This is a genomic window from Hyphomonas sp. (genome assembly GCF_965284475.1).
GTDB lineage: Bacteria > Pseudomonadota > Alphaproteobacteria > Caulobacterales > Hyphomonadaceae > Hyphomonas.
Genome location: NZ_OZ260087.1, coordinates 1,723,508 through 1,749,090 on the forward strand (window position 1 = coordinate 1,723,508; position 25,583 = coordinate 1,749,090).

24 protein-coding genes, 1 tRNA gene and 1 pseudogene are annotated in these 25,583 nt (G+C 54.5%); 5 read left to right on the plus strand and 21 right to left on the minus strand.

The genetic code is table 11. The features are described from left to right. Entirely contained in the window at nucleotides 1–486 is a 486-nt protein-coding gene (locus tag ACQ66M_RS08335; RefSeq protein ID WP_350173572.1) for an MmcB family DNA repair protein, read from the minus strand. Between the two features lie 179 nt (nucleotides 487–665). Here ACQ66M_RS08335 and ACQ66M_RS08340 point away from each other — a divergent pair, with 179 nt between their 5' ends. Then, a complete protein-coding gene (locus ACQ66M_RS08340) occupies nucleotides 666–1,553 on the plus strand; it encodes an RNA polymerase factor sigma-32 (protein WP_430403122.1) in 888 nt (295 codons plus the stop codon). A gap of 3 nt (nucleotides 1,554–1,556) precedes the next feature. Here ACQ66M_RS08340 and ACQ66M_RS08345 read toward each other — a convergent pair whose 3' ends face one another. Further along, nucleotides 1,557–3,266, minus strand: a complete 1,710-nt coding sequence (locus tag ACQ66M_RS08345) for a DUF2207 domain-containing protein (RefSeq protein ID WP_430403124.1) — start codon at nucleotides 3,264–3,266, stop codon at nucleotides 1,557–1,559. 2 nt (nucleotides 3,267–3,268) lie between these two features. Beyond that, nucleotides 3,269–3,832, minus strand: a complete 564-nt coding sequence (locus ACQ66M_RS08350; protein WP_430403126.1) for a LemA family protein — start codon at nucleotides 3,830–3,832, stop codon at nucleotides 3,269–3,271. A 213-nt stretch (nucleotides 3,833–4,045) separates the two neighbouring features. Here ACQ66M_RS08350 and ACQ66M_RS08355 point away from each other — a divergent pair. After that, nucleotides 4,046–4,122: transfer RNA gene (locus ACQ66M_RS08355), tRNA-Arg, on the plus strand. 402 nt (nucleotides 4,123–4,524) lie between these two features. Here the strand turns inward: ACQ66M_RS08355 and ACQ66M_RS08360 are convergent. The 6 genes from ACQ66M_RS08360 to ACQ66M_RS08385 all read right to left on the minus strand — a co-directional run bounded on the left by ACQ66M_RS08360 (nucleotide 4,525) and on the right by ACQ66M_RS08385 (nucleotide 9,136). Continuing rightward, the gene (locus ACQ66M_RS08360; protein ID WP_430403128.1) at nucleotides 4,525–4,980 is read right to left on the minus strand and encodes a hypothetical protein; all 456 of its coding nucleotides are present in this window, start codon (nucleotides 4,978–4,980) and stop codon (nucleotides 4,525–4,527) included. Nucleotides 4,981–5,443: 463 nt separating this feature from the next. After that, nucleotides 5,444–6,280: a macro domain-containing protein gene (locus tag ACQ66M_RS08365; RefSeq protein ID WP_430405138.1), complete on the minus strand. Its 837-nt coding sequence runs from the start codon at nucleotides 6,278–6,280 to the stop codon at nucleotides 5,444–5,446. Nucleotides 6,281–6,310: 30 nt separating this feature from the next. Beyond that, nucleotides 6,311–6,874, minus strand: a complete 564-nt coding sequence (locus ACQ66M_RS08370; RefSeq protein ID WP_430403130.1) for a TIR domain-containing protein — start codon at nucleotides 6,872–6,874, stop codon at nucleotides 6,311–6,313. Nucleotides 6,875–7,126: 252 nt separating this feature from the next. After that, complete coding sequence (locus tag ACQ66M_RS08375; RefSeq protein WP_430403132.1) at nucleotides 7,127–8,251, minus strand: hypothetical protein; 1,125 nt, start codon at nucleotides 8,249–8,251, stop codon at nucleotides 7,127–7,129. Nucleotides 8,252–8,317: 66 nt separating this feature from the next. After that, entirely contained in the window at nucleotides 8,318–8,671 is a 354-nt protein-coding gene (locus tag ACQ66M_RS08380) for a DUF736 domain-containing protein (protein ID WP_430403134.1), read from the minus strand. A gap of 171 nt (nucleotides 8,672–8,842) precedes the next feature. Beyond that, a complete protein-coding gene (locus ACQ66M_RS08385) occupies nucleotides 8,843–9,136 on the minus strand; it encodes a helix-turn-helix transcriptional regulator (RefSeq protein WP_430403136.1) in 294 nt (97 codons plus the stop codon). Nucleotides 9,137–9,379: 243 nt separating this feature from the next. Here ACQ66M_RS08385 and ACQ66M_RS08390 point away from each other — a divergent pair, with 243 nt between their 5' ends. Together ACQ66M_RS08390 and ACQ66M_RS08395 are read left to right on the plus strand one after the other, a co-directional pair. Further along, the gene (locus ACQ66M_RS08390) at nucleotides 9,380–10,840 is read left to right on the plus strand and encodes an AAA family ATPase (RefSeq protein WP_430403138.1); all 1,461 of its coding nucleotides are present in this window, start codon (nucleotides 9,380–9,382) and stop codon (nucleotides 10,838–10,840) included. Continuing rightward, nucleotides 10,803–11,228, plus strand: coding sequence for a hypothetical protein (locus ACQ66M_RS08395; RefSeq protein WP_430403140.1), 426 nt, complete (start codon nucleotides 10,803–10,805; stop codon nucleotides 11,226–11,228). Before ACQ66M_RS08390 ends, ACQ66M_RS08395 begins: the two co-directional genes overlap by 38 nt. Nucleotides 11,229–11,298: 70 nt before the next feature. Here the strand turns inward: ACQ66M_RS08395 and ACQ66M_RS08400 are convergent, their stop codons facing one another. Further along, a complete protein-coding gene (locus ACQ66M_RS08400) occupies nucleotides 11,299–12,051 on the minus strand; it encodes a hypothetical protein (protein ID WP_430403142.1) in 753 nt (250 codons plus the stop codon). A 1-nt stretch (nucleotide 12,052) separates the two neighbouring features. Next, a complete protein-coding gene (locus ACQ66M_RS08405; RefSeq protein WP_430403144.1) occupies nucleotides 12,053–13,234 on the minus strand; it encodes a tyrosine-type recombinase/integrase in 1,182 nt (393 codons plus the stop codon). A gap of 642 nt (nucleotides 13,235–13,876) precedes the next feature. Between ACQ66M_RS08405 and ACQ66M_RS08410 the strand changes: the two are divergent. After that, nucleotides 13,877–14,047 (plus strand): annotated as a pseudogene (locus ACQ66M_RS08410) (integrase core domain-containing protein); the annotation flags it as partial. 88 nt (nucleotides 14,048–14,135) lie between these two features. On the opposite strand, the gene ACQ66M_RS08415 reads toward ACQ66M_RS08410, so the two are convergent. The 10 genes from ACQ66M_RS08415 to ACQ66M_RS08460 form a co-directional block, all read right to left on the minus strand. Further along, the gene (locus ACQ66M_RS08415) at nucleotides 14,136–14,990 is read right to left on the minus strand and encodes a TauD/TfdA dioxygenase family protein (protein WP_430403146.1); all 855 of its coding nucleotides are present in this window, start codon (nucleotides 14,988–14,990) and stop codon (nucleotides 14,136–14,138) included. 310 nt (nucleotides 14,991–15,300) lie between these two features. Continuing rightward, nucleotides 15,301–16,221: a HEPN domain-containing protein gene (locus tag ACQ66M_RS08420; RefSeq protein WP_430403148.1), complete on the minus strand. Its 921-nt coding sequence runs from the start codon at nucleotides 16,219–16,221 to the stop codon at nucleotides 15,301–15,303. 604 nt (nucleotides 16,222–16,825) lie between these two features. Further along, complete coding sequence (locus ACQ66M_RS08425) at nucleotides 16,826–17,449, minus strand: hypothetical protein (protein WP_430403150.1); 624 nt, start codon at nucleotides 17,447–17,449, stop codon at nucleotides 16,826–16,828. A 57-nt stretch (nucleotides 17,450–17,506) separates the two neighbouring features. Further along, the gene (gene hsdR, locus ACQ66M_RS08430) at nucleotides 17,507–19,861 is read right to left on the minus strand and encodes an EcoAI/FtnUII family type I restriction enzme subunit R (RefSeq protein WP_430403152.1); all 2,355 of its coding nucleotides are present in this window, start codon (nucleotides 19,859–19,861) and stop codon (nucleotides 17,507–17,509) included. A gap of 14 nt (nucleotides 19,862–19,875) precedes the next feature. After that, nucleotides 19,876–21,045, minus strand: coding sequence for a restriction endonuclease subunit S (locus ACQ66M_RS08435; RefSeq protein WP_430403154.1), 1,170 nt, complete (start codon nucleotides 21,043–21,045; stop codon nucleotides 19,876–19,878). A gap of 2 nt (nucleotides 21,046–21,047) precedes the next feature. Further along, complete coding sequence (locus ACQ66M_RS08440) at nucleotides 21,048–22,499, minus strand: N-6 DNA methylase (RefSeq protein ID WP_430403156.1); 1,452 nt, start codon at nucleotides 22,497–22,499, stop codon at nucleotides 21,048–21,050. A 64-nt stretch (nucleotides 22,500–22,563) separates the two neighbouring features. Then, nucleotides 22,564–23,670, minus strand: a complete 1,107-nt coding sequence (locus ACQ66M_RS08445) for a tyrosine-type recombinase/integrase (RefSeq protein WP_430403158.1) — start codon at nucleotides 23,668–23,670, stop codon at nucleotides 22,564–22,566. Then, nucleotides 23,645–24,151, minus strand: a complete 507-nt coding sequence (locus ACQ66M_RS08450; protein ID WP_430403160.1) for a helix-turn-helix domain-containing protein — start codon at nucleotides 24,149–24,151, stop codon at nucleotides 23,645–23,647. Before ACQ66M_RS08450 ends, ACQ66M_RS08445 begins: the two co-directional genes overlap by 26 nt. Further along, nucleotides 24,141–24,359, minus strand: coding sequence for a helix-turn-helix transcriptional regulator (locus ACQ66M_RS08455; protein WP_430403162.1), 219 nt, complete (start codon nucleotides 24,357–24,359; stop codon nucleotides 24,141–24,143). The genes ACQ66M_RS08450 and ACQ66M_RS08455 overlap by 11 nt, the downstream gene beginning before the upstream one ends. Before the next feature lie 99 nt (nucleotides 24,360–24,458). After that, a complete protein-coding gene (locus ACQ66M_RS08460; protein WP_430403164.1) occupies nucleotides 24,459–25,487 on the minus strand; it encodes a hypothetical protein in 1,029 nt (342 codons plus the stop codon). Nucleotides 25,488–25,583 lie beyond the last annotated feature (96 nt).

Genomic DNA, 25,583 nt, shown 5'->3' on the forward strand with positions numbered 1-25,583 from the left:
TCAGGTATGCGAGACGCGTGCCGCCGTCCAGCCCGCATCCTGTCCCGCCTGCAACCGCGCCGCTGCCAGCCGCGCCAGACGCAGCGTCACGGCCTTGCGTCGCGCGCCTGACAGCTTGTCCGCCACCGCCTCGCGGATCACGGCCCCGCCAAAGGCATCGGCTACGATCAGGCCCGTCTCGACCGGGATCAGGTCCTGCGGAAAATCCGCCATCACGGCAAAATAGAACCGGTCGCAAAAGGGCATGTAATCGCGCCATTTGCTGTCAGACCTGAAATCCGAAACGCTCGACTTGATCTCTACCATGGCAATCTCGCCCGCCGGGCTCACTGCCGCGATGTCTGCCCGGCGATTGTTCGCCAAAGTCATCTCCGTCACGCCGCAATAGCCGAGCCCTGCCAGCAGGCGCAGCGTGCCGCGCGCAATCTCGCCGGCCCGGCTGGGCGGCAGGCTGGCATCAAGCTGCGAGAGGCTGGCATCCTGCATGGCGCATGCTTTCGTTCCGGTATTGTTCTTTTGTCATTCCTACGCCCGCAGGCCGCTGGCGGTCAAGCCACCTGCGGCCTGCGCGAATTATGGCCCGCCGGTTGATCCATTGTGCCGCCCCAGGCGTAAGCATGACAGGAAACAGAATTCGCCAAAGGCAGCTCAGGAGTACGCAAGACATGGCCAGTGCCTATGAATCCAGCAATTCAGCCGACCGCCAGTTCGTCCGGACTGCGATGAAGGCCCCGATGCTGGAACAGGAACACGAGCTTGATCTTGCGCGCCGGTGGCGTGAGCAGGAAGACGAGGCCGCCCTGCATGAACTCACGACCGCCTACATGCGGCTCGTCGTTTCAATGGCAGGACGTTTCCGCAATTACGGACTGCCCATGTCAGACCTTATCTCCGAGGGCAATGTCGGCCTGATGCAGGCCGCCGCCCGGTTTGAACCGTCCCGCGAAGTGCGCTTTTCGACCTATGCCACCTGGTGGATCCGTGCGGGCATTCAGGACTATGTCCTGCGCAACTGGTCGATCGTCCGCACCGGCACAACTTCGGCCCAGAAATCCCTTTTCTTCAACCTGCGCCGCCTGCGGGCCCAGATAGATGACACCGATGATGGTGTCATGACGCAGAAAAACACCGCCTGGGTGTCCGAACATCTCGGCGTGCCGTTGCGCGACGTCGAATCCATGGCTTCGCGCATGTCGGCCTCCGACCGCTCGCTCAACGCGCCGATGGCCGCTGATGGCGATGGTCAGTGGCAGGATCTTATCGCCGACGAGTCCGCCATTCCCGAAGAACAGGTCATGGCCCAGCGCGATGGTGACCGGCGCAAGGAATGGATCGCCGATGCGCTGAAGGCCCTGAACGAACGCGAGACGCACATTATCCTGCAGCGCCGTCTGTGCGAAGATGGCGTGACGCTCGAGGCGCTCGGCCATGAGCTCGGCATTTCCAAGGAACGCGTCCGCCAGATTGAACACCAGGCGCTCGGCAAGCTGCGCAAGGCGCTGGTACGGATTGTCGGCGATCCTGAAAACTCAGGCCTCATCCCGAACGTCTAGCCGCTACCAGCCGCCACCACCACCGCCCCCGCCGCCCCCGCCGGACGATCCGCCACCACCAGACCCTGACGAACTGGAACTTTGCGGCATCGAACTCGACACGCCGGAACTCATCGTGCTGACCATGCCGCTGGTCATCTCGCCGATATTGCGGAATCCGCCGGACGACATATTTGTCCAGCCGGGATGATAGGCGGCTGCCTCTTCCGGCAGAAGGCGTTCGAAATGCTTCGTCCACGGCTTTTCCACGCCCAGTGCCACGGCATAGGGCAGGAAGGTTTCATACCGCTCCGTCGTCATCGGCGGCGGCGCCTCGCTGCCCACTTCCACGGCGTTCAGCTGCAGCTTCTCGGCCGTCTCCATATACAGTTTGAAGCCTTCAATCTCGGTGCGCACGGCCTGCCCCTTCCGCGTTGGCGCCGGCATCAGATACATGAACCACATGTTCAGCCCGGCAAGCGAGACGAGCACGCCTGTATGCCACCATGACCACAGGGTCGCCTGAGAGATTGCAAAGGCGATGGCGCCCCCCGAGAGCACCAGCGCGATGAGGGAATAGCCGATATTCCACCTGAAATACCTGCTCCCATAATGGCTGGAGACAGACCGCTGGAAGGCAGTATAGGCCGATGTAAACCCGGCATCATATGTCTTGCCGAACGTCTTGGCGTTTCCGCGCCTGAACAGGGCGTCGCGCAGTTTCAGGTCTTCCCGTGTGATCTCTGCCGGCTCTTCGGCGCTGGGCGTGCGCACCAGTGTGGTTTCCTTTTTCTTCCCCGCCTCGATGGTCATGTGGCCCTTCACGGCCAGGTTCATCAGCGTCGCGATCAATGCCTTGTGGCCTGACATCGAGCGGTAATAGATGTGATGAACGGCTGCCGGCGAATAGCCCCTGGGCGGTTCATAGCGCGGAAAGACCGGGCCCTTCACGGGGTCGCGCCCCACCCGGTCGAAATTGCGCCACGAGAAAGCGAACACGCCCAGCAGTGATGCGATCAGGATGGCGAGCGATCCGTTTCGCTGCCACCAGCGGCGCGTCTGGTCCGCGCTCGATGGCGGATCGATCAGGCCTTTTTCCAGGCCGAGCGCGACAGTCAGGCCTTCGCCCGATTGAAGCACCCGCGTCGTTTCAAAGACATGGGTGTCGCCGCTTGCGCGATGCGTAAAGTCTTTTCCGGCCTCTCCCCCGCCGCCCGTATAGGCGTCCAGCGCCGTCACCCGCGCACCGGGCGGCAGGGTGATCGTCGCGGTCGCGGCATCAATCGGGAAGTCCCAGTAATTACCCGTGGCGTTCCAGTAGATCTCGTCATGGCCGTCAAAATGGCGCACCTGGTTCCTGACGCGGTACGTGATCTCGTATGTGTGCTGTCCGTTCTCGAGGAAGACATCGGCTGACCCGATCCGGATGATCAGCGCGTTGCCGTCCGTTTCGGTCGCATAGGGCTCGCGCGCACCGTTCCGCGTCACCTGCATGATCTTGTAGTCAAAGGGCAGCCGGGCGCCGTCATCATCATAAAACCTCGGCAGATTGCGCAGGATACCACGCCGTATCTGATAGCCTTCCGACGTCACCGTCAGCGTTTCGCTGACCCGGATGTCCCCGTTCGTATGGACTTCGATGTCTATATCGAACTGGTTGATCCGCTCATCGGCACGGGTGGCCAGTGCGAAAGCCAGCGCCAGGGTCAGCGCAATCAGGATGCGTCCGAACACGATCATTCCCCTTTGAAGTCGACTGAGGGAAGGGCGCGGTCCGCCGTCTGGATTTCGAAGAAGTCTTTCTCCCGGAACCCGAACGCGGCAGCAACAAGGTTCGCCGGGAAGCTCTGAACCCGCGTATTCATTTCCCGCACGGCGCCGTTGAAGAAACGCCGCGCCATCTCGATCTTGTTCTCGGTGTCCGACAGCTCGTTCTGCAGATCCAGGAAGTTCTGGTCCGACTTGAGCTCCGGATAGGCTTCGGCCACCGCCACCAGGCGCGCCACGGGCTGGGACAGGGCAGTTTCGGCAGCCCCGCGCGCCTGCGGGTCGTCGCCAGCGGCCAGCGCTGCGCCGCGCTTGGCCACAACATCCTCGAACAGTGATTTCTCGTGGGTGGCAAAGCCCTTCACGGTCGTCACAAGCTGGGGGATGAGGTCGGCCCGGCGCTTCAGCTGGACATCGATATCGGCCCAGCCATTCTTCACCATCTGGTTCTTGTTGACGAGGCCATTGTAGATCACCACGACAGCGACAAAGACCAGTATGGCCAGTCCGATCAGGATTGAGGTGCCCATCATCGCGTGTCTCCCGGTTGCATGCGTCCGCATCCTGTATCGGGTAATCCGGCGTGCTTGTGAATGCCTGCGCCTTACTCGACCGCCAGCGTCTAAGGGTTCATGGTGTGGCCGATTGCGCGTTTTCCGGGATGGATATCGCTCCGCGCCCGCCCCACGAAAACCACAGGAAAGGCTTCAATCTCGCGCCGGCATGGCCTATACGCTGAACCCAGTGATCCCGTAGCTCAGCAGGATAGAGCAACAGATTCCTAATCTGTAGGTCGCGCGTTCGAATCGCGCCGGGGTCACCAAAATAATCACATAAAAACAGATAGTTAAGCTATATTGGTTTCGGCTTGTTCCGGTGGTCCCCCTAGTCAGGAAGCATATCGGAAGCTATTGGTGGCCCGAGTTCCACGCTGTATTGAGATTTTTGATATTTGCGCACTATCTCGGATAGGCTCCACGAAACGATGCCAGGCGAATATTCGAGCTTATGGCGGCAACGCTCGACACTAGGAAATTTCGGGCGTCTGTTGCGCGCGCAATTGCAGACATAAGGAACCCGGCGCTCAGTGAGCAGAACTGGCCCATTGTCGCCGGTCGTTACTCCTATTGCGAGCGTCTGATTTTCTTCTGCTTCGGGTCATAAGCGGACCTGAGCGATGACGGTGCGTAAAGAAACATCGAACCGGTCCGCCAAACGTCGCGAGCTAATCCAACCAAAATATTTCTTCTGTGCCCTGTAACTCACTATACAATATTGATGAGCAGGGCCCACTGAAAATAATTGCAGTGTCGTGGGCCTTTACTCTCACGCTAAATATACCAGTCTCAAAGTCTATAGTGTGCGTTATTCTTTCCATTTCGTTGGCACTATCGTCCCTTAGTATGGTTTTGTTTCGATCAAGCCGACCATCTAGATCAGAATTCATCCACTCCCCTGAACTCCCAAAATAATAATAGCCGTTTTCACGATCAACTATTATTTGTACTTCGTAATCGGAAATATTTTCGGTCACCTGCCCATCATCCGTGACTTGACCCGATACAAGACAATCGAGAATAATCAGCGAGAATTTATTTTCTGGCTCGGCTAGTGCTTGCCCGCCGGCAATTAGAGGAAGCGAAGAAAATAATATAGCAAAAAAGACGCTGGATTTCGGCAAACTGAGCTCCGCTAAGTGCATGACTCAATATGCGCAAGGTATCTTGGTTAGTCAAATGTGAATGAAATAGGCTGTCATCACTCTGAGTCGTGGGGCGTACGGCCTTCCTGAGCTACTCAAATCAAGCCGCAATATATAAAGTTGCAACCTTAGAGCGCTTCGCACCATTCAGCTAAAGTCCGCTTTGACGCCGGAAGCAGCCGTCCGAATTTGGATGTCGTATGACCATCTTTGGCGATGAATTGTCGGATAGCTTCCCGCCTGCGAGCGGCGGCAAGGGGCGCAGAAGGAGACGAAAGGAATTCGACACCTGGCGGGTCGAATTGTCCCATCCCAGCCAATCGCTGGACTGTTGCGCCTCGTCGAAACTCTCAGTCATGATGGCTAGGTTACAGCATCTTTTGAAGAAACTTACGGAGTACACATAAGGCAATCTTGGGAACAATTGCTGATGGCCTGAAATTCAGACACCGTTTTTCACATACGCGAAGTCCAGGAGATTGATCTGATCAATCTTATCTTTGTGGATTACGATAGTTAGTCGTGCGGGGTATTTGAATCGCATCTCACTGATCCGGAAGGTCCAAAGCAAAATCTTCAGTAGGTCTTCGTCGGAAATGGTTTTGTGGCCCTTTATTCGAGTGATACCGGAACCGAAAATTGGTGTTGAGACGCTTTTCAAAGCATAGACACTATTCACTCGATCCCAGAAGTTGATTAAGAACTCCAGATACTGTGGCATTGTGAGCGATGCACGATTGTTGTCGTCGAACTTTGAGAACGCAGCCAGCAAGAAATCATCATACACGCAAACTGTACCTAGTCGGTATCTCTTCCTCTTACCCTGTGGTCTGTCTGCGTTTTCTTCAAGGTATTCGCCATCAATGAAAGGGTAGCTTTCGATGTGCCTGTCCAAATCGTCTACCGGCTCATCGAGGTGCTCTTTGATGAATATGCCGTTGAGAGTCTTGCTGCTAATTATCACATCATCAACTTGAGTGTCGAAATATTCATTGAAAGCAATAACTTTTAGCCCCTCCTGCTGGAACAAGTCACCAGCCTTTATCAAGACCGTACTGCCTTCTACATCTAGCTTGATGCTGCGCAGATTGTTGGACCATATCCAAATAGCTAAATAGCAAATCGCAAAAACTATCAGAAGTGCAATTGCTGAATAAAATTTGCATGCTGATGGAATATCAAAAAAAATTACGATCAGCGAAACTGCCGTACCGATTCCGCCTGATATCTGAAAAAAGAGCTTTGTAACTCTTCCGTCTAGAATACCCACCTTAGAAATTGGCTTTCTCCCGCACGCGTTGACCCAAAATCATGATGTATAGCGGAAACAGCCAGGCTGACGCTTTGTAGCAAGCATAAAGTCTGAATTAGTGAGTGCCCGCGTGATCGAAGCTTTCGACATTGGGACGTGCAGAGTAGGAACTTTCTGCATTGAGTCTCGAAAGATTGGGAGCCTATCCCAGAGGTTCTTCACCGATTGCTTAAGTGAACCATCCGTGAGAAGGCTCTCAACTGAATTGTATTCTGGGTAAATCACAATGACCGGCAATTCTTGGTTGTTGATACCATAGTCCATCTCTTCTCTTAGAGCTCTTGTGTTTGCTGTGGTCGAACTAAGAAAGAGAACAATGTTTTTGGAAGCGCGTAGACGTTCTCGGAGCCGTGGTTTCAGTGTTGTTTCCCAATCGCTGCTGTCGCGCACGTTGTAAGTGGTGGCATGCGAATCATTGAACGGAAAAGAGGCATCAGCGCCCTTCCACATCCGCAAGGTACTGTAATAACAAAAGTCCTTCGTCGCGTGGGCTCCTAGCGAGCTTGGATTAAACGGTTCGGCGACATAAAATGCTGTGTAGTTACAGATTCTGACTGGCATCGCTAAATCTCCGCATGGAACGTCGTCAACTTGCAATTGGTAGATGATTTTCTAATGAATGCAAACTAAAGAAGAACGGACTGGGAAGTAATTCACTCTTCCGAACGACCGTCTTTGGCGAAAAATTTCCAATCAGTTCATCACTTCGTTATGTCTCCTCCCGGGATCTTGAAGCCTAAGCGTTGACATATCCTGTTGGGATTGAAGGGTTCACGGCGGTCCGTTCCGATCAATGGCAAACACCGACCAATCCTATCCGACCGAATGCCTAGCCAGCCATACTTCTTCGCGCTCGGAAAGTTCATCGGCAAACTTATGTCCAAGTTGCCTTTTCCTTGCGAGACTCTGATTCATCTTTCTCATGAGAAACACATCATATTCTGACGAGCGAACGCCTTCTGCTGCGGCGATGGAAATTTCGATGCCTAGCCTTTGATGCTCAAGGTGTTCCAACCTCTCAGCCTTGAGAGCTTGCAGGATCGATCCCGCATCCAGGTTGGTGGGCGTATTGACCACAATCTCTCGCAAAGCACCACGATACCTATCCCAAACAGGTGCATTGGCCCATCGGGCGCGATTCGTGTCTGCCGATGGAATAACCATTCGGATCTTGGAGGTTGTCGTTTGCAATAGCGACGCGATGGAAGCTGCGACTGTCGGCCAATCCCTTAGTTTAAGAGCGTTGTTTAGGGCTTTCTTCCCAAGGCGGGCCTCTATTCGCCATACAGTCAGACCGCGGTTTAATAGTACCTCCGAATTCTGCTGCCAAATATCCCACCAATAAGTTTTGTTTTTATCGATGGCATCTTTGCGCTTATCATAAATAGCTATTTGATAGCTTGGCATTTTCCCAATTCGAATGCTTATCGTTTTGTTGGAAACATCAATAATATCAATGCTATCTATGTAATTCTTTTTTTGACGGGAATGACAAACAAAGTGATCTTTGTTTATCTCAAATTCCGGATCAGAAAAGTCTAATGCGTAGTCAACGCGGGTCACGCGGCAGTCATTTACTCCAAAGTCGCAACCAATTTGGTGCAAAAAACCTTGACTGGCATCAACAAACTTTGTTGGGCCAAACAAAGCGAGGGGCAAAGACTTCGCCGAGACTCGTGCAGACCACGGATCACTCGCGTTCCCTTCTTTAAAAAACCAAGTGGCGCCAAGTTCGCCCGTGTCAACGGTGAACGAGTACCCGCCAGCCGCTCCGGTTGCCTTCACGATGACGGAGCGACCGCCCAGCACTATGGCAGAATCCCTGCGAGACTGCGCGGCTTGTTGCTTCGCTGAAGTAAGAATTCCCAGAATGTTTTCCGGAAGTGTCGTTCTGTACGATATCTCCAAGCCATCGAAGCCAGAGTGTAGTATTTTCATTTGTTAGGTCTCCAGTGGATTTCTAGGGGTGGGTGTTACAGGGACCCACCCCTAGCCGTTCTGCGGTTACGCGGCGTCTTTGCGGCGGCGCCACGTGGCGGTCCAACTGTCCTCGTCTTCCTGAAAGACTGCAAAGCTTAGAGGCTTCGCGAATGAGGGGTCATCTATACTGGCTGACAAGAACTGTTCGCCATCGCGGAGGCCGCGCTTGATTGTCTGACTCCAGGCGGCTCCTACTTCGATGCGGCCAACCTCGTCCGAGACCAAGTAAATGCGATGCGAGGGTGTGTTGGGATTGCTGCCAGATCCTTCGCGGACGATTGCGAGCTTTCCAAAGAAGCCAACGGTTTTTATGACTCCGATGAGTTCACTGAGTGGGTCAGTAGAATTAGTGCATCTGAATTTTCCGATGTTAGACATTTTTGATTCTCCATAAATTGGTGTTTGAGGACGCGGCGCTTCGCGCAGAAACCGCTTTTGTTTTTGGAGACGGCAAGCCGTCTTTGTTGGGAGCCGAGCAAGCTCGGCTCCCTTGAAGACATCCGCCTCCAAAAATCCCGACCGGTGCGGTTAACCCCGACCGGGCAAAACTCATTTCAAATTTTGAATGATCCCAAGATCTGACGTGCTCTTGCGAACGCGTTGAGAGATCCATTCCGATAGATCGGCGCGTCTGTACCGAATGCATCGGGAGGAGTGCTTTACGAACTTTGGTCCGCCGCCACGGTGCCGCCAGTTCCTAAGGGTGCGAGGAGACAAGTTCAGCAAGTAGGCTGCTTGGCTTTCCGTGAGTAGGTCGCCGCGCTTTATTTCGGGGTCGAAGCTCATAACGGGTCTTTCTGGGAGTTGTTGAGAGCCAACTCTTTTCACAGATTGTCTCTGCATAGCAGGACAGCGAAAACTCTTTTTGCGAGATAGCCTGTCCCCGGTTTTCGGGGTGCGGGAGCGGTTCTCATTCTGATGAGATCAAATCGAATTCCTGAGATGAAAGAGCCTCAGATCATGAAATATCGAGATCGAATTCTACTTTAGCGCTTGCGACGGCTTTCAAGAGTTCCGATAGTGGGGCCATGAATTCGCGGGATGTGCGCTGGCGGTTTCACGGTATTTGTTGGGCTGGGGACGATGATGGCAGCAAACTACGGCGTTTTCATAAGCTACTCGCGACAGGACGAATTGGTCGCAAAGCGTATTTTCGATGCTCTGAACTCGAATGGTGTTCCTGCATACCGAGATCTGGACGGGCTTGAAGCGGGATCTGTTTGGGCGCCAGCGCTGACCCAAGCGTTAGATGGTTCTGAGGCCGTCGCAATTCTTCTTTCAGAGGCTTCTGTCAACTCGCCGGCCGTGCTTAAAGAAGTCGAGTACGCCATAGCGAAAAACAAGGCACTTATTCCTGTCATTATACGAGGAAAGGCCGGGGATCTCGACGGTCCCGTCGTGGAGCTGCTCCACGACCGCCATTGGATGAGCTTGGTCAACAGGCGGGGCGCAATCAGTTCGCTCGATCCTCTCATTCGGGCAGCGAAGCGGCATTGGGGCCGAATTGCGCCAGTGATCGCCTTCTCGAACTTGAAAGGAGGTGTGGGGAAAACAACCCTCGCGGCCCAAATTTCTAGCGCGCTCGCTGCAAAGGGACGCTACTCGATTTTAATGATCGATCTCGATCCCCAGGCAAACCTCACGCAGTTTGTCCTTACACATGAACGGCATGCGGAATTGGTCGGCGAAGACCAGTCGGTACTGTCTCTTTTTGAAAAGAGCCTCGTGTATGGCGCGCCGTCTCCCCGGACGACTCTGACGAACTTCAACGGTGGCGCAATCGAGCATCCCGAGATTTCGAGAGTTGCTTGTGAAGTTGGCAATTCCTCACTTGGTGATTACGCGCAGGTATCTGACGATAGCGGCTCGGTCTTTATCGTTCCTGGCCAGTTTGAACTAGTCAAGTATACGCTGCCGCAAGCGGCAAACTACCTGCCCCAACTCGAGGCAAATTTCGCTAAGAGCTTGCACGAAGCTCGCAAGGTTTTTGATGCAGTCATCATCGACCTCAACCCCTCTTCGTCTTTCATGATCAAGTGTGCACTCACTCATGCAACACACATAGTGTGCCCTATCCGACCGGACATGTATTCCGTGCAAGGTCTAACGGGATTGAAAAAGCTGATAGACAGCGCATTCGCGCTTAGCAATCCTCCAAAGATTATCTCCTTGCTGAACGCAGTGCCGAGCTGGGACGACGATTTCGTGTCTAAGATTCGTTCAGCACTGAAGAACCCTTCGCTCGCGAAACAGCTAGTCGCGGATAAGAAGACCGGGCAGGCTGCAAAGGTCATTGGTCGGTTTCTGCGAAACCCTAGCGATACGCATGTGTTGGAGAACTGGATTCCCGAAACAACGATGTTGAAAGCATACTTTGCGGAGCCGAAATCGGGTGGATTCTTCACGATATCCCGGCATAGCTCGAGTGGCCCCTACGGCCAACGTTTAGCATCACGTCTTTCGGGAATTGCGACGGAAATAGCCGAATTCACCAAACTGGACCCCCTAGATGGCCAAGACTCCGGAAGACATTCTAAAAAAGCTTAAGCCGACCAAAGCGTTTGATCTGACTCCCGAGAGTATGAGGGAGTTTGCCGATTATGTGATTGAACTTGGTCCTGCAGCCTTCGTTGCGCGTTGGCTCGAATACACCTCGGCCAAGCCGACGGCAAAGAGGTCTAAGCCTAAGGTGGCTGATCCTCGGGTTGCTGAATTGGCAGCGCGTCTTACTGGATTCGCGAAGATTACGAGGCTGAAGCCCTCGGAAGCTGCAGTTGGATTTGTAAATTTTTCAAAAGAGTTCGACGCCAACTTACCTGCACCCACCGCGGCGGCACAAAGAGGACCAACGGCTGCAATCAAGTGGCTCGTGGCGAAATCAGGTGTTGAGGCGACTGATGCACGATTAACTGCCTTCGAAGAGCGCTTCGCTTAACAATGTGAGCTTGCTTGATTGCAACCGTGGATGAGATATCAACCGGATTGAATTCAGGACTACACGATAGTCAGTCAGCGGAAGTCGAACCCGATCGACGACTGTTGAAATTCTTCTGAGCAGCTTTCATTCCGGTTCTTACCGCGCTGGTCGGGATGTTTTTGCAGAATAACTCCACGGCTTGAACAGTGAACCGGGAACAATCGTTTAAAGGTTGGGGTAGAGCCTCTTCAGAAAAATCTGCATGGAACTTCTTTGTCTTATGCTCTCGCCAAAACGGCGCAATCATGCATTCGACAACATAGAATAACCCTGGATAATCCGGACGGCGGTAGCGCTTCTCGGGTTCTGTGGACGCCAGTTTGTCTAGCCTTTTTCGAGCGGCACGTTGGAGCCAATCCAGCTGCCGCTGCAATTGCTCTAAGGAGAAAAGATAGATCGGTTCGTCGCCATCACTTGAGGCGATAGCTTCGCGCTCCATGAGGATAGAAACTCCATGGGCAGCGTTCGGAGATAGCCTTTCAATTGCATTGACGATTTGGGTCGCTGCCGTCACCAGGTTGTTGAGTTCGAGCTCGCGCACTGACTTCGGTTGGTCATTCTCAAACCGCTGATCTAGTTCAATTATTGTCTCATGCCAAATAGTCAGGAGATGGTGCATGCGGACTGAATCTGGAAACTTAAAAGTATTCCTAAGTTCGATTGCCTGTTCTTCAGAAAAGCGCAGTGGCTCCTTGGGCCCAAACAAGCCTGACACCAAGGCGAAACCAAAACCTGACGACGTCATCAAGGCCCCTTCTTTGGTTTTGCGGACACCTGACATTTCAGTGCACCATCTGGGCTGTCACTGTGGAGGGTAATTCTACGAAGCTCATGATCAGATCATCTACCGTTTCTGCGGCCTCACGTTGGGTTGAGTCGGCCAAATGCGCATAGCGGTTTGTCGTTTCGGCTTGGGTGTGGCCGAGAAGGCGTCCGGTTAGGAATAGCGAGTGTCCCGCAGCAATTGACCAGGAAGCATACGTGTGGCGGAGGTCGTGGATCCTGACATCGGAAAGTCCCGCAGCCTTGCGAATGCGCCGCCAGGGCTTTTGCAGATCTGTGTTCGGCTTTCCGGCGACATCGCCACAAATGACGTAAGGATTATCCGGGAGCGTCGGGATAGAATCTATGATTTTGCGACAAGCAGGGCTTATTGGAATTCGCCGCGGCCCGGTTTTGCTATCTGGCAATAACATCGTGCCATCCTGCAGATAGGCCCATTTCAGAAGCCGGATTTCAGACAAGCGGCAGCCGGTCAGCAAAAGCAACTTGAAGGCTGACGCAACAAAGATGCTTTCGCTACCGTTCTCGACGCCGCTATCGAGCGTGGCCCAAAGCTTTGCAATCTCCTCAGCCGACAGGAAGCGCTCGCGCTTGACCTCTTTGTATTTTGGAATATGGCGCGTCGGGTTTTTCCCTTCCTCCCGATATCCCCAGAGCTCGGCCAGATTGAACATCTTTGAAAGCGCGGCCAGCACGCGGTTTGCTTGGTAAGGGGTCGTGTGAAGCGACTGGTGCAGATTGGCGATATCAGCGCGCAGCACGTCGGTGACGCGCATGGGACCAAGTCTAGGAATGATATGGTTTTTACAGCATTGCTTGTACTCGCGTTGCGTCGTCAGCTTACACCGAATGGCGGCGTGATCGGTCAGAAACTTTTCGCAGAGCTCTGCGACGGTTGGCGTGCGGCGTTCGTTTGATCGTTCAGCGGAGGGGTCGGCGCCCTTGGCAACGTCGCCCCTGTTCTGGCGTGCCAGGTCGCGCGCCTCTTCTACGGTAAGTGCTCCATAGGGCCCGACCTTTAGGCGCCGTGTGCGGCCACCGGAGCGATACTGGAGCACAAATATCTTCCGGCCCGACGGATAGACGCGAAGCCCGAACCCTTTGAGCTCGCTGTCCCAAACGAAGTATTCTTCATCTTCAGGCCGGGCGGCATCGACAATTCGCTTTGTGAGTTTGGACATGTCAGGTCAAATCCGGAAGCATATAGGAAGCACGCGGGCGGGATTTCGCGTGACAAGGAGGTATCTCCATTCCGCACGGGAGTCGACGAAAGACAAGTTAAAACAGTGTATTGGTGACGCTCAGCGCCAACAAATGACGACGGGGGACAAGGCCCGGGGTGGTTTCCTAATCTGTAGGTCGCGCGTTCGAATCGCGCCGGGGTCACCATTATTGTTATAAAAAAATGTTTTATAAGAGTGAAAACTCGCGGGCATCCATGCCGATGGAGATTTGGAAGCATCTTGGAATTGACCTGAGCCCCAAATGGTCCCGCATTTGAATGGAGAGTCTGTCGCAACGGTGGACCGCTCCCCAACGCGCCCTAGGGTTTCGTTGTTATCGCGAGACTTATCCATGGTTAAAAACCGCACTTTTGTTAAAGGCTGCGTTTAACAAAGTATGGATTCATGACCTTGTGAAAGGCTGAAGATAATATGGATCCGAGGATTTTGATCGTAGTTACGGGATCGAATTTATTGACTTCAACTTGCCGCCATTCCGGCTGTTCAGCGCGTCGGTCTAACGAGATTTTGGGCTAAGGCTGGCGCCATCTGTTGGCCAAAGTTGCGTAAGGGATCCAAGCCATGCCCAAGCCTGCCGTCATCCAGCAAGGCAAGCCGCAGCAGAACACTTATGTCGAACGCTACAACCGTACCGTTCGCCAAGAATGGCTCGGGCAATATATCTGGAACACATTGGAGGAGGTACGCAACCACGCCACCAAATGGCTTTGGTCATACAATAAGCAACGCCCCAATATGGGCATCGGCTGAACTACCCCCGCCACGAAACTGAAACTTGCCGCGTGAAGTCCAGTAATCCGGCCGCTTAAAAATGGGATCATTACCCAGGGTGCCCGCCTCACTCTGCTGGATCGAAATACGGTCTGTCGCCGGCGATCGTGACACGCTCCATGATCCGCACTTCGGGAAAGTAGTCGCTGGCCGCGAAATGCTGGCAGGCTCGATTGTCCCAGAATGCAAGTGAGCCTGGCGCCCAACGGAACCGGCATTGAACTTCCGGGTTCCAGGCCGTGAGGTAGAGGCGACCAAGCAGGGCCGAACTCTCTTCAGGGTCCATGTCTTTGATATGGCTTGTGAACGCCGTGTTCACATAAAGGATACGCTCACCCGTTTCGGGATGCGTGCGCACGATTGGATGCTCCATCGGGGGAAATTTCTCGTGCAGCTGGGTGGCATTCGTATTGAGCCGACCGGCAAACACACGTGCGATATCGTGAACGGCCACCCGCCCGGTGATCCGCTCACGTGTTTCGTCGTCCAGTTTATCGTAGGCGAGTTTCATGTTTGCAAACAGTGTGTCGCCGCCAACTTCTGGCAGCTCGATCGCACGCAGTATGGAACCGAGCGACGGCGTATCGCGCCAGGTCACATCGGAATGCCAGGCATTCTCCGTGCCGCGGCTTTTAGGCCCATGGGCGATCCGCAGCACTTCCCGGTCCGGCTGTTCCATCGGCGTTGCAGGATGGATTTCCAGCTCGCCGAACGCGCGAGCGAAGGCGATATGTTGTTCGCGCGTAATATGCTGGTCGCGGAAGAACACGACCCGATATTTCAGGAGCGCCGCGCGCACGTCATCAATCAGCTGGTCGTCGGGCTGGCTGAGATTTGCACCGATCAGCTCAGCCCCGATGGCCGGCGACATGGGCCGTGCTTCGAATCGCGCGAAAGCTTCCCGTGCATAATGAATGGTCATAGTCCGCTCCGTGTCACTTATGCTCCGCATGCTCCTGCGTGCACTTGATCCAGAAGACTACTGGAACCGCTGAGAAAGATCGATTCTTTCGTTGCCGGGTCGGACGGCGCGATTACCCGCTGCTGGCGATTTCCAGCCTTGCGGCGGTGAGGCAGCCGAATGGCACGATTGGATTGAGCCAGACATCCCCGACGACGGAGATCGGAGTTATACTGGCTCCCTGTGGTCATTCGGTACGGGTTCCAGTACCCGCCGATGATTGGAACTGTGGCCGCTACACGACATGAAACGGCGCTCAGCTTTGGAGAGGTTATGTCCCGGTTGGCGCGCCAGCTCTCAGCTGCTCGATCTTTTCGCGCGACCGGGTTTCAACAAGGCTTCGCAGGATCTCCGCGCGATCGCCCAGCCAGACGAGTTCTTCGGCGGTAATGGCATAATGCTCTGAATAGCGTGCATCCACGTAGGCGCGTTTCAGCAATTCGAAAAGGCGCCGGTCATGCTTTGTCTCGCGTGGCCAGACAGCAATCAGCTCCGGGTCAATCTGCTCGGCCAGAGACCGCAGGAATTTGATGCTGTGGGTCGAAGGCGAATAGTTCGTCTCCACGAGAAGGAAGCAGGTGTAGGCGCGTTCCACCGCCTGGTGCAGAAGGAAGGCAGCATCTCTCAAGACCTGGTCATCGATGCTATCTCTCGAAAGTTTGAGCGAATGCTGAGCGAGAGGCATCCAGAAATCAAAATGCTTCTCCGCCGTGGCTACCGCCTCTTCCGCCGTCTGCGGCTCCGGTGTGATGAAGGGCGTGCTCCCCTTGAGGTCGTAGAGGGCGATGCCCTCTTTGATAATGTCGGAAAAGAAGTACTGACCCTGGGCGAGGGCGTTGTTCACCTCATCCATCGTGTGGACAATGAAATTGACCGGGGTTTTGATGCCCGCGTCACGCATCAGCCGGTCTTCGGCGCGGTACCAATAGGTGGCAAAGTCGACGACGCTTTGCTGGTTCACCACGATCAGCAGGTCATAATCGCTGAGATATCCTTTGGCGGTATGTGGTTCGTCCACCCAGGTGCCGCGCGCATAGGACCCGAAGAGGACAATCTTGAGGATGCGACCTTCCTTCTTCTTCGGAGACGAGGCGCACTTCATTGCATCGGTGAACTCTTCAAAGAGAATTTCCGTCACGCGCTGGAGTTCGCGCTGTTTGCCTTGAGGGAGATGATCAAGTTCGCTTCGCATGGCGCTCATACTAGGCAGGCTCGTACATTGTGCAAAGCGCCAATACAGGCTTCGGTTGAAACATCTGATCGTAGCGCGTTGGGCATCGACGGGATCAGGCGAAGCGGGGGCAAACCATCCCGATGACGCAATTGGTGTCCCGGTGCCGGTCGCCGACGGTGAATTTCCGGAGATGCCCCTCGCTTGAACGGCAGCAACGGTCGCCGGAGGAGACTTAGCGATTAGGACTTGAGCCGATCGGGTTCGGCCCGTCACTGCCGGTTGCCAAGTGAAGACTGCGGGGTCGCAGTCAGTCCAAGACTGTGGACTGGGCCACGATCTTCTATCTGAGTCCGCAGGTCAGAATGGCTAAATGGCAATTGAAACATCAAGAGCAATTCGTGGCATGCGCTTCGCGTTGATATGTCTCTAAAAATGCCCGTTCGGACCGAACAGGCCGGTAGGTCATTGAATTCGTAGATTTTTATCGACGTCTGTGGACGCTGAAAAATGCACACGATGAGATGCCTGGTGCCAGAAGAGGACTCGAATAATAAACTAAGAACACTGTTTATATGTAGTTTTATATTATTTTATTCACGCGGTGCCATCAATAATGCCATCATCACCTCGTTGGATCCAGCGGACTTGGCCAGCCGAAACCAAAACGTCCCTCATAATACTCTTTGCGTAGGTATTCCAAATCGTCACACCATTTCTTGACCGGCGCATCCATATAGTGAACTCGGCGCCGAGAGCCGTTTCGCGCAAATGACGCTAGGCAGTTGGCCATCTTCATTAGGCGTTGAGAAGATTCAGGCTCACCCCATTCGCTAAGCTTGTCCCACGAACCAAATGGCGGAATCGAGACTGCGAAAACGACATCCAAGATATTGCGTCTATCTCCTTCGGATAAATCCGCATCTGCGCTGACCGAATACCCAAAAAGTCGAAGTGCGCCCTCTTCATCGAGATCAATCGTCTTGAAAATTCCGCTCCCGATCCATGCGACCGTGCTCGGCCATTCAAAGAAATCTGGATTTTCTTTGCTGGTCTCGCGCATCTTTTCCCAGTGCGACGACACTGCATCCAAGTAGCCTAGCAGTGGGGGAATGAGTTCTGCCGATCGCGGACTTCCGTCTCGCTGCCTTTGTCGCTCCAATGAAAGCTCTGCGAATACCTTATTATAGACTTTGATTTGAATCGAAACGGGGCGCTCGAAGAGGTTCTGAAGCGGTTGTGGCGACACGCCTCTTAGCGATGCTCCTCTCCTCCTAGAATGTGACCTTCGCCTCATCGGAACTAATCAGTCCTTGTACAAAAACCGCTGCAGATCCTTGAACGCGCTACGAATGCTGCCCATTTCGCCGAGCTTTCGCTTCGCGTCGGCGGTTGATCCATACTTTGCCCTAAGGAAGGGGCTTAGCTTATCGTAACCGAGCTCAACTGAGCCTTCGCGCTCATATGCGTTCAAAACTTCTCGTAGGAACTCGCGCATTTCCGCTTCATAACCGGAAAGGCCTTCACCCCTGGCTATGTCGGCGCGTTCGTGGCGGGTCCTCGGATCCAGTGAGAAGCGGACATAGGCTAGCACGTCGAATACGTCGCTTTCTTTCGCGTCGATCAGAAGCTGCATTTCTTCCAGTCGATCGGAATCGTAACCGCGTTCTTCCAAGGCAGTCAGAAGATGCGCTCTAAGTTCCGGGTCACTCCATTTGGCGCGTAGTTCATCCTCGCCAGCAATCAGGTTTTTGAGATCGCCGAACATGCGATCCAGGAACTCTTTCGCGCCAATCGGTTTGCCTTCGAACCAATAGGACGTGGACGCCATGTACTGGATCCGGCGTTCCTTGCCATCGGCAAGCTTTATGACGATCTTCTCGCGCTTCGGCTTCTCGTTCTCACCATCTTTGTCGGGATCGTCACCGCCGTCTTCCCCGTCCTTAGGTGGCTTGGGCGGAGTAGCGGGCTTGTCTGGTGGGTCTAGTGGTTCGCCATCCCATTCGGAATCGTTGAAGTGTTCATAGGCTTTCACAAAGTCCAGGATCGTGAAGAAGTCCTTTCCTTCGAAAGTTCGCGTACCGCGTCCGATAATCTGTTTGAACTCGATCATGGATTTGACGGGCCGCATCAAGACGATATTGCGGATGTTGCGCGCGTCAACGCCGGTAGAGAGTTTTTGCGAGGTCGTCAGGATCGTTGGGATCGTTTTTTCATTGTCCTGGAAAGTTCGCAGGTGTTCTTCGCCAATCTCGCCGTCGTCAGCTGTGACGCGTTCGCAATAGTGCGGATCGGGAACGGTCTTGATCTGGTTGATATAGTCTCGCACGCGGGCGGCGTGGGCCTGTGTGGCACAAAAAACCAGCGTCTTCTGCTTGGTATTTATTTGAGCCATAAACTCGGCAACGCGGCTGCGCTCGCGCGCTTCAATTACGATTTTGGTGTTGAAGTCCGCTTCGGTATATTTCCGATCGTCCTCTATCTCGCCACTGACGATCGTGTCGCCGGGTGAATAAACGTACTCGTCAATCGTGCTGGCCATTTGGCGGACCTTGAACGGCGTCAGGAAGCCGTCCTCGATCCCTTCTTTCAGGGCGTACGTGTAAACCGGCTCGCCGAAATATTTGTATGTGTCGGTGTTTATCGTGCGCTTCGGTGTTGCTGTCAGGCCTAGCTGAACAGCCGGTCCGAAATGATTGAGAATGTCGCGCCAGGTGCTCTCGTCATTGGCGCCGCCCCGGTGGCATTCGTCGATCACGATGAAGTCAAAGAAGTCCGGCGGATACTGAAGGTAGTTTGCTTCGCCTTCGGTAATCACGCCTTCGTTTTCTTCGTCGGCACCACTCGTCATCATGGTCTGGAAGATCGAGAAAAAGACGCTCGCGTTCTTCGGCATGCCACCGCGCTTGCGGATCTCTCGCGGGTTTACACGGGACAGCGCATCAGCCTGAAAGGCGGAGAAGGAGTTGTAGGCCTGATCAGCAAGAATGTTCCGGTCTGCGAGGAACAGAATGCGCGGGCGCCGCACGGGTTCGCCTGACAGGTTCCAGCTCGAATGAAATAGTTTCCAGGCGACCTGGAAGGCGATGCTTGTCTTGCCCGTGCCAGTGGCGAGGGTCAGCAGGATGCGCTTGTCGCCCTTCGTAATGGCCTCCAGAACGGCATTGATCGCATTGTGCTGGTAATAGCGTGGGTCCCACTTGCCGCCGCCGGTCTCGAAGGGCACGGCGGCGAAGCGGTCTCGCCAGGCGCTGGCTTCAGCGAAACAACGTGCCCAGAGTTCATCGGGTGTCGGAAAGGGTGGGGTAATGTCCCGTTCCTTGCCAGTTTTCATGTCGATTTCGTACCAGCCGATGCCATTGGATGCATAGGCAAAGCGCGCCTTCAGGCGTCTGGAATAGTCCTTGGCCTGTCCAACGCCATCTGTATGTCCAAGGCCAGCGCGCTTTGCTTCCAGGGTCGCCAGCTTCTGCCCGCGATACTCAAATACGTAGTCAGCTGTGACGGGGTTGAGGCGCCGCCCGCCTCCTGCGATCCGTCCGGGGCAAATGTGCTCGCGGCGCACGCGAGAGCCCTCGGCAATGCCCCAGCCTGCTGCCGTAAGGACAGGGTCTATGCGATTGGCGCGTGTATCGGCTTCCGTTTCGTCGTGAGTGCTCATGGGGCGAGATTATGTCATGTCAATTCGCCCGCGAAGGCTTTTTGGAGAAGGGACTGGCCGAGGTCTTCGATGTCCTTAAGTTTTTGCGCACACTTGGATTCCAATGCGTCGCACTCTGCGCTCGCAGCATCTAGCCTCTGGACTACTTTGATCTGCTCCTCAGCGGAAGGGTAGGCAATCGGATAAGGTTCAATCGTCGCTTTGTTCAAGCCGATCTGACCAGCGGCTCGGCTTGAAGATTCGATGATGTATCGAAGGATGCGACCATTACGCAGAAAGTAGTACAGGAAATCTTTCGAGAGGCATTTTGGATCGGGAAGAGCCTTCATTAAAGCAACATTGTATGCGCCTTTAATGCCCCGAAGAATCTGAAACAATGGTGGGCCATATCGGCCAATCATCACGTCGTCTTCTTCGCAAAAACGCCGAGCGAGTGACTTCGGTATAAACACGATATTTCGGTCACTCTTGTAATCTCTAATTTGAATCAACCTCACCAAATCGTCGCCCGATGAATAAACAAACTCAGACTTCGGTGGTTGCGATCCGCCGACGAACTTACAAGTAGAGCCTAGATCAGATTGGGTCCAATGTTCCGGGGGATTAAAGAATACACTATCAAGCACACTCCTGAACAACTCTCGCGCGTTTTGGAGGTTGGCTTCGGCGTGGGCGCGGGCGCGGTCCAGGCCCTCGAAGGCCTCGTCCAGTATCGCAACAATCCGCTGTTGTTCTTCGAGCGGTGGGAGAGGAATGGAGAACGCTTTCAGGGCCGACGACGACAACTCTTTGAAGGTCGTCCCAGTACCTAACTCGTTCAGTTTCTCTGTGTTGGCTGAGAGGAAATAATAAAGGTATATGACGTCAAGTCGGTTTCCAGGAACCATGCCCCGACAGCCCTGATTGAATGACATCGGCTCATCATTGATTGCCAGATGACCGATTGGTGCACGGGTTGACATGATCACCGAAGACGTTGGCACCAGACGGGCAGAGCAGTTGCGCAAACCTTCTTCCGATATTTTTCGGGGGGTTGTCGAGATATGCCGGCCTTGCATCTTCCCCATATCTTTTGGGGTCAACCAATTCACATCGCCGCCCCAATAGGATTCGACACTCGATTTAGGTGTGCCTCCGTTGCAGATGGAGCAGACGTCTTCAAGCGGCTTCAGCTCCCAGCACACCTTCACAGTATCCCTCGGATGTTCTCAAGAATGTCTGCCGTCTCGGCATCCCGTACCAGCATATCGGCGATAATCGCCTCAGGGCTCCGCAGCGGTGGAGCTTCTGGCGCATTGGGGTTCTTGACCGACAAGTCGTGAGTCGCCTCCTCCAGATCGGCGCGCTTGACGATCCAGCTTTTCAACCCGTTGGGGCGAGTGCTCTGCAAGCTCACGAACTCTGCCAGATCGTTATCGTTCAGCGGGTTGGTCTTGCCCATGTTTCGGCCAGGATCGAGCTCATAAAACCAGATGTCACGCGTCGGCGCTCCCTTCTCGAAAAACAGCACCACGGTTTTGACCCCGGCGCCCTGAAACGTACCCGATGGGCAGTCAAGCACTGTGTGAAGATTGCAGGTTTCCAAAAGCTCACGCCGCAAGGCGACGCTCGCATTGTCGGTGTTGCTGAGGAAGGTATTCTTGATGACGATCGCGGAACGCCCGCCCGCCTTCAGCTTGCGAATGAAGTGCTGCAGGAACAGGTAGGCGGTCTCGCCAGTGCGGATCGGGAAGTTCTGCTGCACTTCCGGCCGCTCGCCACCACCGAACGGTGGATTAGCGAGAACGATATCATGCCGGTCCTTCGCCTGGATATCCATCGCGTTTTCGTTAAGCGTATTGGTATGCAGGATGTTCGGAGTCTCGATGCCGTGGAGCACCATGTTCATGATGCCGATCACATAGGCGAGCGACTTCTTCTCCTGACCGTAGAAGGTGCGCTTCTGCAGGGTCTCGTAATCGCTGGCGCTGATGCCGGGCTTGTTCATGTAGGTGAAGGCTTCACAGAGGAAGCCTGCCGAACCGACGGCGCCGTCATAGATGGTCTCGCCCAGCTTGGGATTGATCACCTGGATCATGGCGCGGATCAGCGGGCGGGGCGTGTAATACTCCCCGCCATTGCGGCCCGCATTGCCCATGCGCTTGATGCGGCTCTCGTAGAGGTCTGAGAGTTCATGCTTTTCGGCCTGGCTGTTGAATGCGAGGCCATCGACAAGCTCCAGAACGTCTCGCAACACATAGCCAGACCGGAAACGGTTGATGATCTCGTTGAAGATCTCACCGATCTTGTATTCGATTGTGTCCGGTGACGTCGCCGATTCGCGAAAGCCTGCGAGATAGCGGAACAGCTTGTCGTTCACGAACGTGATCAGGTCATCGCCGGTCAGCGCCGTGTTGTGGTCAAGGGTGCCATCGGCGGCCTTGGGGGCAGCCCATGCCTGCCAGCGATATTCTGCGGCGAGGATGGGTGAATATTTACGCCCTTCCAGTTCCGCCTCGTCAGCGCGCTGGGATTCCATGTCATCCAGGTATTTCAGGAACAGGATCCAGCTCGTCTGTTCGGCATAGTCGAGTTCGGAAGAGACCCCCTGTTCGGTCCTCAGCGCCTTATCGATATTGTTGAAGGCGTTTTCAAACATTTTCGATCCTTGTTTGTCCGTTGGCGTTCACTTGAAATGCAAGCCGCTCACGAATGCAAGGCATTCAACCTTTCCGGCTGGCAGCAATCAGGCGTTGCAACCATGCGGTGACTTCTGGCGGCGTCTCATCTGGAGAATTATCGTCGTTATGGCTAGCAAGGTTGACCATGATTTCGGCTGTTCGGGAATCATCGATCTTGGCGTAGCTATTCCATGTCGTCATCGGCTTTTCATGGCCAAGGTTCTGACTCCATGCCTTGGCGCTTTCGAGATCCAGCTTCAGGCGGTAGGCCAGTTGAGCAAGCGTTTTCCGGAAGCTGTGCGGATGGAAATACGGCAGGCCCGCGGCTTCAAAGCGCTCGCGGAAAATTCGGCGGATTGCGGTCGCGCTAGTCCAGAACTCACGCTTAAGGCCAGAAGCCGTGAACACGCCGTTCTCGTCGAGTGTCACTTCGGTTTGGGGAAATAGCGGGTCAGCGTCTCCGAAGTGCAGTTTCGTCCTGAGGTAGGCGATCCATTCGCGAACCACGGCCTCCACCTCATCGCCAACCGGGAAAAAGAAAGTCGTCATGGTTTTGCTATTCTTGGTCTTCACAACGCGGGCGTCTTGATCCACTTCCCGTCGAGCAAGATCGACCTTTCCAATCGGCAGCGAGGCAATCGCCGCATCGCGCATGCCGGTCAGGAGTGTCCAGGCGATCAGCGCGCGGTCTCGCTTCTCAATGGCCGTGGAATGCGGCGCGCTCGCGATCACATGACGGATCTGCTCCAGTGATGGAACCGGGCGCTCCCGCCTGGCTGTGGCCACACGGGCGTCTTTTGCAGAAGGATTGAAATACTCACAATCGGCGTAGCGGATTGCGCTTCGATAGCCTTGTTGGTCAGCGAGCCATAGGAAGAAGGCTTTCACGTCAAGCAAGCGCGAACGGATCGTCGCCTTTTGAAGCGGCTTACCGGTTTTCTCATGCAATGCGGCGTTCAGGTCACGTTTGAATTTGATCGCCTGTTCAATGCGGAAGGTCGCGAAATCCTTCCAGCCCGTGGACTTCTCAAACAGAGCAATCGCGGCGGCGGCTTGGTCTGCGGTGGCGGGGCTTCGGCGCCGGGCCTCCTCAAGCCAAGAGAGGTATTTTCGCTTCATGCGCTCATTTTTCGGATGGTGCTTTGCCAATGATCTGGCCTCCTGTTTCAAAGTGCACATTCAGGCAGGGATGTGCGGTCTCGATTAGGTGTTGAACGGCCTCCGAAGCTGAAAGGCTCAGATGCTCGCCGAGCGCTGCGATTTGGCGCGCGGAGTACCGCCGATAGATCGGGCGCTCGCAGACCTCGCAGAGCATGCAGACATTGAAGGTGGAGGCGCTGGCCTGGACAAGTTCCGCCATGCGCCCAGCGGCGCTTCTTGGGGCCTTGCACGAAAAGCAAAGACATTGATCGATGCCCAATCGCTGCTTTGGTTTTCGCCGCGCCTTGAGAAAAGTTATCAACTCGGAGCCGAGTATGAGGGCCGGTCTCTGGTTGTCGATTGACGTCAGCTCCCCGCTTTTCAGCCAGCGGCGCACGGTGGGTTTGCACACTCCCAACGCTCGGGAAGCTTCATCTATCGTGTAGCTGCGATGAATCTTGATACGGCGCCAATTTGGCTTACTCGCCATGACCTGTCACACCGGTGGCGATCAGATCGCGGATGTCTTCAGCGCGCCAGACCGTGACACGTGCACCAAGTTTGAGTGGTTTCGGAAACCGGCCATCTTTCACGCCTGCCCACCAAGTGGACTTACTGATCGGGATAGGGCCGCGAGGCGCGAGAATATCTTTAAGGCGCAGAAAGCCGGTTTCGGGCATCTTGAATGGATAGGACATCGAATCACTCCGTTTGTTGAGGTTCGATGAAGATTGCATAAGACCGGTTGGCGCATGGGGAACAGTCGCTATTCCCTACCTACAGCACTGGAAATAAACCTATTTCCGTTGTTCCTGCTTTGCCGTGGATGCGGCGGCCGCAAGGTGAAACCGTATCCGTTTGTTCGAAAGGCTCAGCCCCGTAAGATCCATGTCGGATTCGATCTTGGAAACTGCAGGCCACTGCTCGTTTTCGGGGCTGAATTTGTATTTTGCCTTGGCCATCGAAAAGATGATTTTGTGAAGACTTTTCCGTTCGCGGGGATCAAGTGTTTCGTGGTCAATTGTTGTGAAAACAGGCTGAACAGTCTGCTGATCCGCGAGTTTCAACGCAAGTTCAGCTTGGTTGAGTTGCTCGCTCAAGCGCTGGATTTCAGCGTCAGTATCGATCCGAAAATCGTTGAGTGCTTGAGCCCATCTGCGATCATTTTCCAGAAGTTCCGTATTCCTAGCTTGGAGATCAGCAATAACGGTTTCCAACTCTTCGCTGATCGCTTTCCAGTCTGCGATCTGATGGCCAAGTGCGGCGACTGCTTCGACCAAATCGGGAGCGCAGCTCAAACGAGTGCGAGCAAGCCAAGCCAAATATTCGCCAGGCGTGGCTTCCTCCTCAAGTTGGCCTGCTTCTATCCAATTTTGGGCGATTGAATATCTCGCTCGAAATTCTTTGGCGAGTTCAGAGCTCGTGACGGGCTCGCCCGCTTGGAGCAGCGTTAAGGCGTTGACCACGTCCGGGCTTCGACCCAAAGACAAGGCGATACATTCGTCTATTGTCCAGGTCAGCTGCCGAGCCCATCTGCCGTAGTCGGCGAACGCCGCAGGCGCGTTGAAGAACAATCCAGCATCGACTTCTTCGCGATACTCTATGCGATCTTCCTCCCGAAAGGCGATGCGCTCCAGGAACCGGGAGTGCAGTTGTTCTTCATCGAGAGATTCCAACGCAGCGCGAAAAGCGAGCACATCCGAACTTTCCACCGCCCAGTTAATGGAAAATGTTCCAGTCAGCAGGTCTTCGCTCGAAATTTGGGCAAACATATCGAGGGTAAGCCAACTTATTTTGGCGCGGCGCGAAAAATAGTGATGCTCCATTCTTGAATCCTGTGCAGGCAAATCGGGATTGGAAAGACTCCGGCCCCGAATGATAACATCCGACAAGATGTGAATGAGTCCTGCTTGCGCTCAAGA

Bases quoted from the DNA above. Each gene is read 5' to 3' on its own strand.
- ACQ66M_RS08335 (WP_350173572.1), bottom strand. From the start codon at position 486: ATGCAGGATGCCAGCCTCTCGCAGCTTGATGCCAGCCTGCCGCCCAGC.
- ACQ66M_RS08340 (WP_430403122.1), top strand. From the start codon at position 666: ATGGCCAGTGCCTATGAATCCAGCAATTCAGCCGACCGCCAGTTCGTC.
- ACQ66M_RS08350 (WP_430403126.1), bottom strand. From the start codon at position 3,832: ATGATGGGCACCTCAATCCTGATCGGACTGGCCATACTGGTCTTTGTC.
- ACQ66M_RS08370 (WP_430403130.1), bottom strand. From the start codon at position 6,874: ATGCCAGTCAGAATCTGTAACTACACAGCATTTTATGTCGCCGAACCG.
- ACQ66M_RS08375 (WP_430403132.1), bottom strand. From the start codon at position 8,251: ATGAAAATACTACACTCTGGCTTCGATGGCTTGGAGATATCGTACAGA.
- ACQ66M_RS08380 (WP_430403134.1), bottom strand. From the start codon at position 8,671: ATGTCTAACATCGGAAAATTCAGATGCACTAATTCTACTGACCCACTC.
- ACQ66M_RS08385 (WP_430403136.1), bottom strand. From the start codon at position 9,136: ATGCAGAGACAATCTGTGAAAAGAGTTGGCTCTCAACAACTCCCAGAA.
- ACQ66M_RS08390 (WP_430403138.1), top strand. From the start codon at position 9,380: ATGGCAGCAAACTACGGCGTTTTCATAAGCTACTCGCGACAGGACGAA.
- ACQ66M_RS08395 (WP_430403140.1), top strand. From the start codon at position 10,803: ATGGCCAAGACTCCGGAAGACATTCTAAAAAAGCTTAAGCCGACCAAA.
- ACQ66M_RS08400 (WP_430403142.1), bottom strand. From the start codon at position 12,051: ATGTCAGGTGTCCGCAAAACCAAAGAAGGGGCCTTGATGACGTCGTCA.
- ACQ66M_RS08405 (WP_430403144.1), bottom strand. From the start codon at position 13,234: ATGTCCAAACTCACAAAGCGAATTGTCGATGCCGCCCGGCCTGAAGAT.
- ACQ66M_RS08415 (WP_430403146.1), bottom strand. From the start codon at position 14,990: ATGACCATTCATTATGCACGGGAAGCTTTCGCGCGATTCGAAGCACGG.
- ACQ66M_RS08420 (WP_430403148.1), bottom strand. From the start codon at position 16,221: ATGCGAAGCGAACTTGATCATCTCCCTCAAGGCAAACAGCGCGAACTC.
- hsdR (WP_430403152.1), bottom strand. From the start codon at position 19,861: ATGAGCACTCACGACGAAACGGAAGCCGATACACGCGCCAATCGCATA.
- ACQ66M_RS08440 (WP_430403156.1), bottom strand. From the start codon at position 22,499: ATGTTTGAAAACGCCTTCAACAATATCGATAAGGCGCTGAGGACCGAA.
- ACQ66M_RS08450 (WP_430403160.1), bottom strand. From the start codon at position 24,151: ATGGCGAGTAAGCCAAATTGGCGCCGTATCAAGATTCATCGCAGCTAC.
- ACQ66M_RS08455 (WP_430403162.1), bottom strand. From the start codon at position 24,359: ATGTCCTATCCATTCAAGATGCCCGAAACCGGCTTTCTGCGCCTTAAA.
- ACQ66M_RS08460 (WP_430403164.1), bottom strand. From the start codon at position 25,487: ATGGAGCATCACTATTTTTCGCGCCGCGCCAAAATAAGTTGGCTTACC.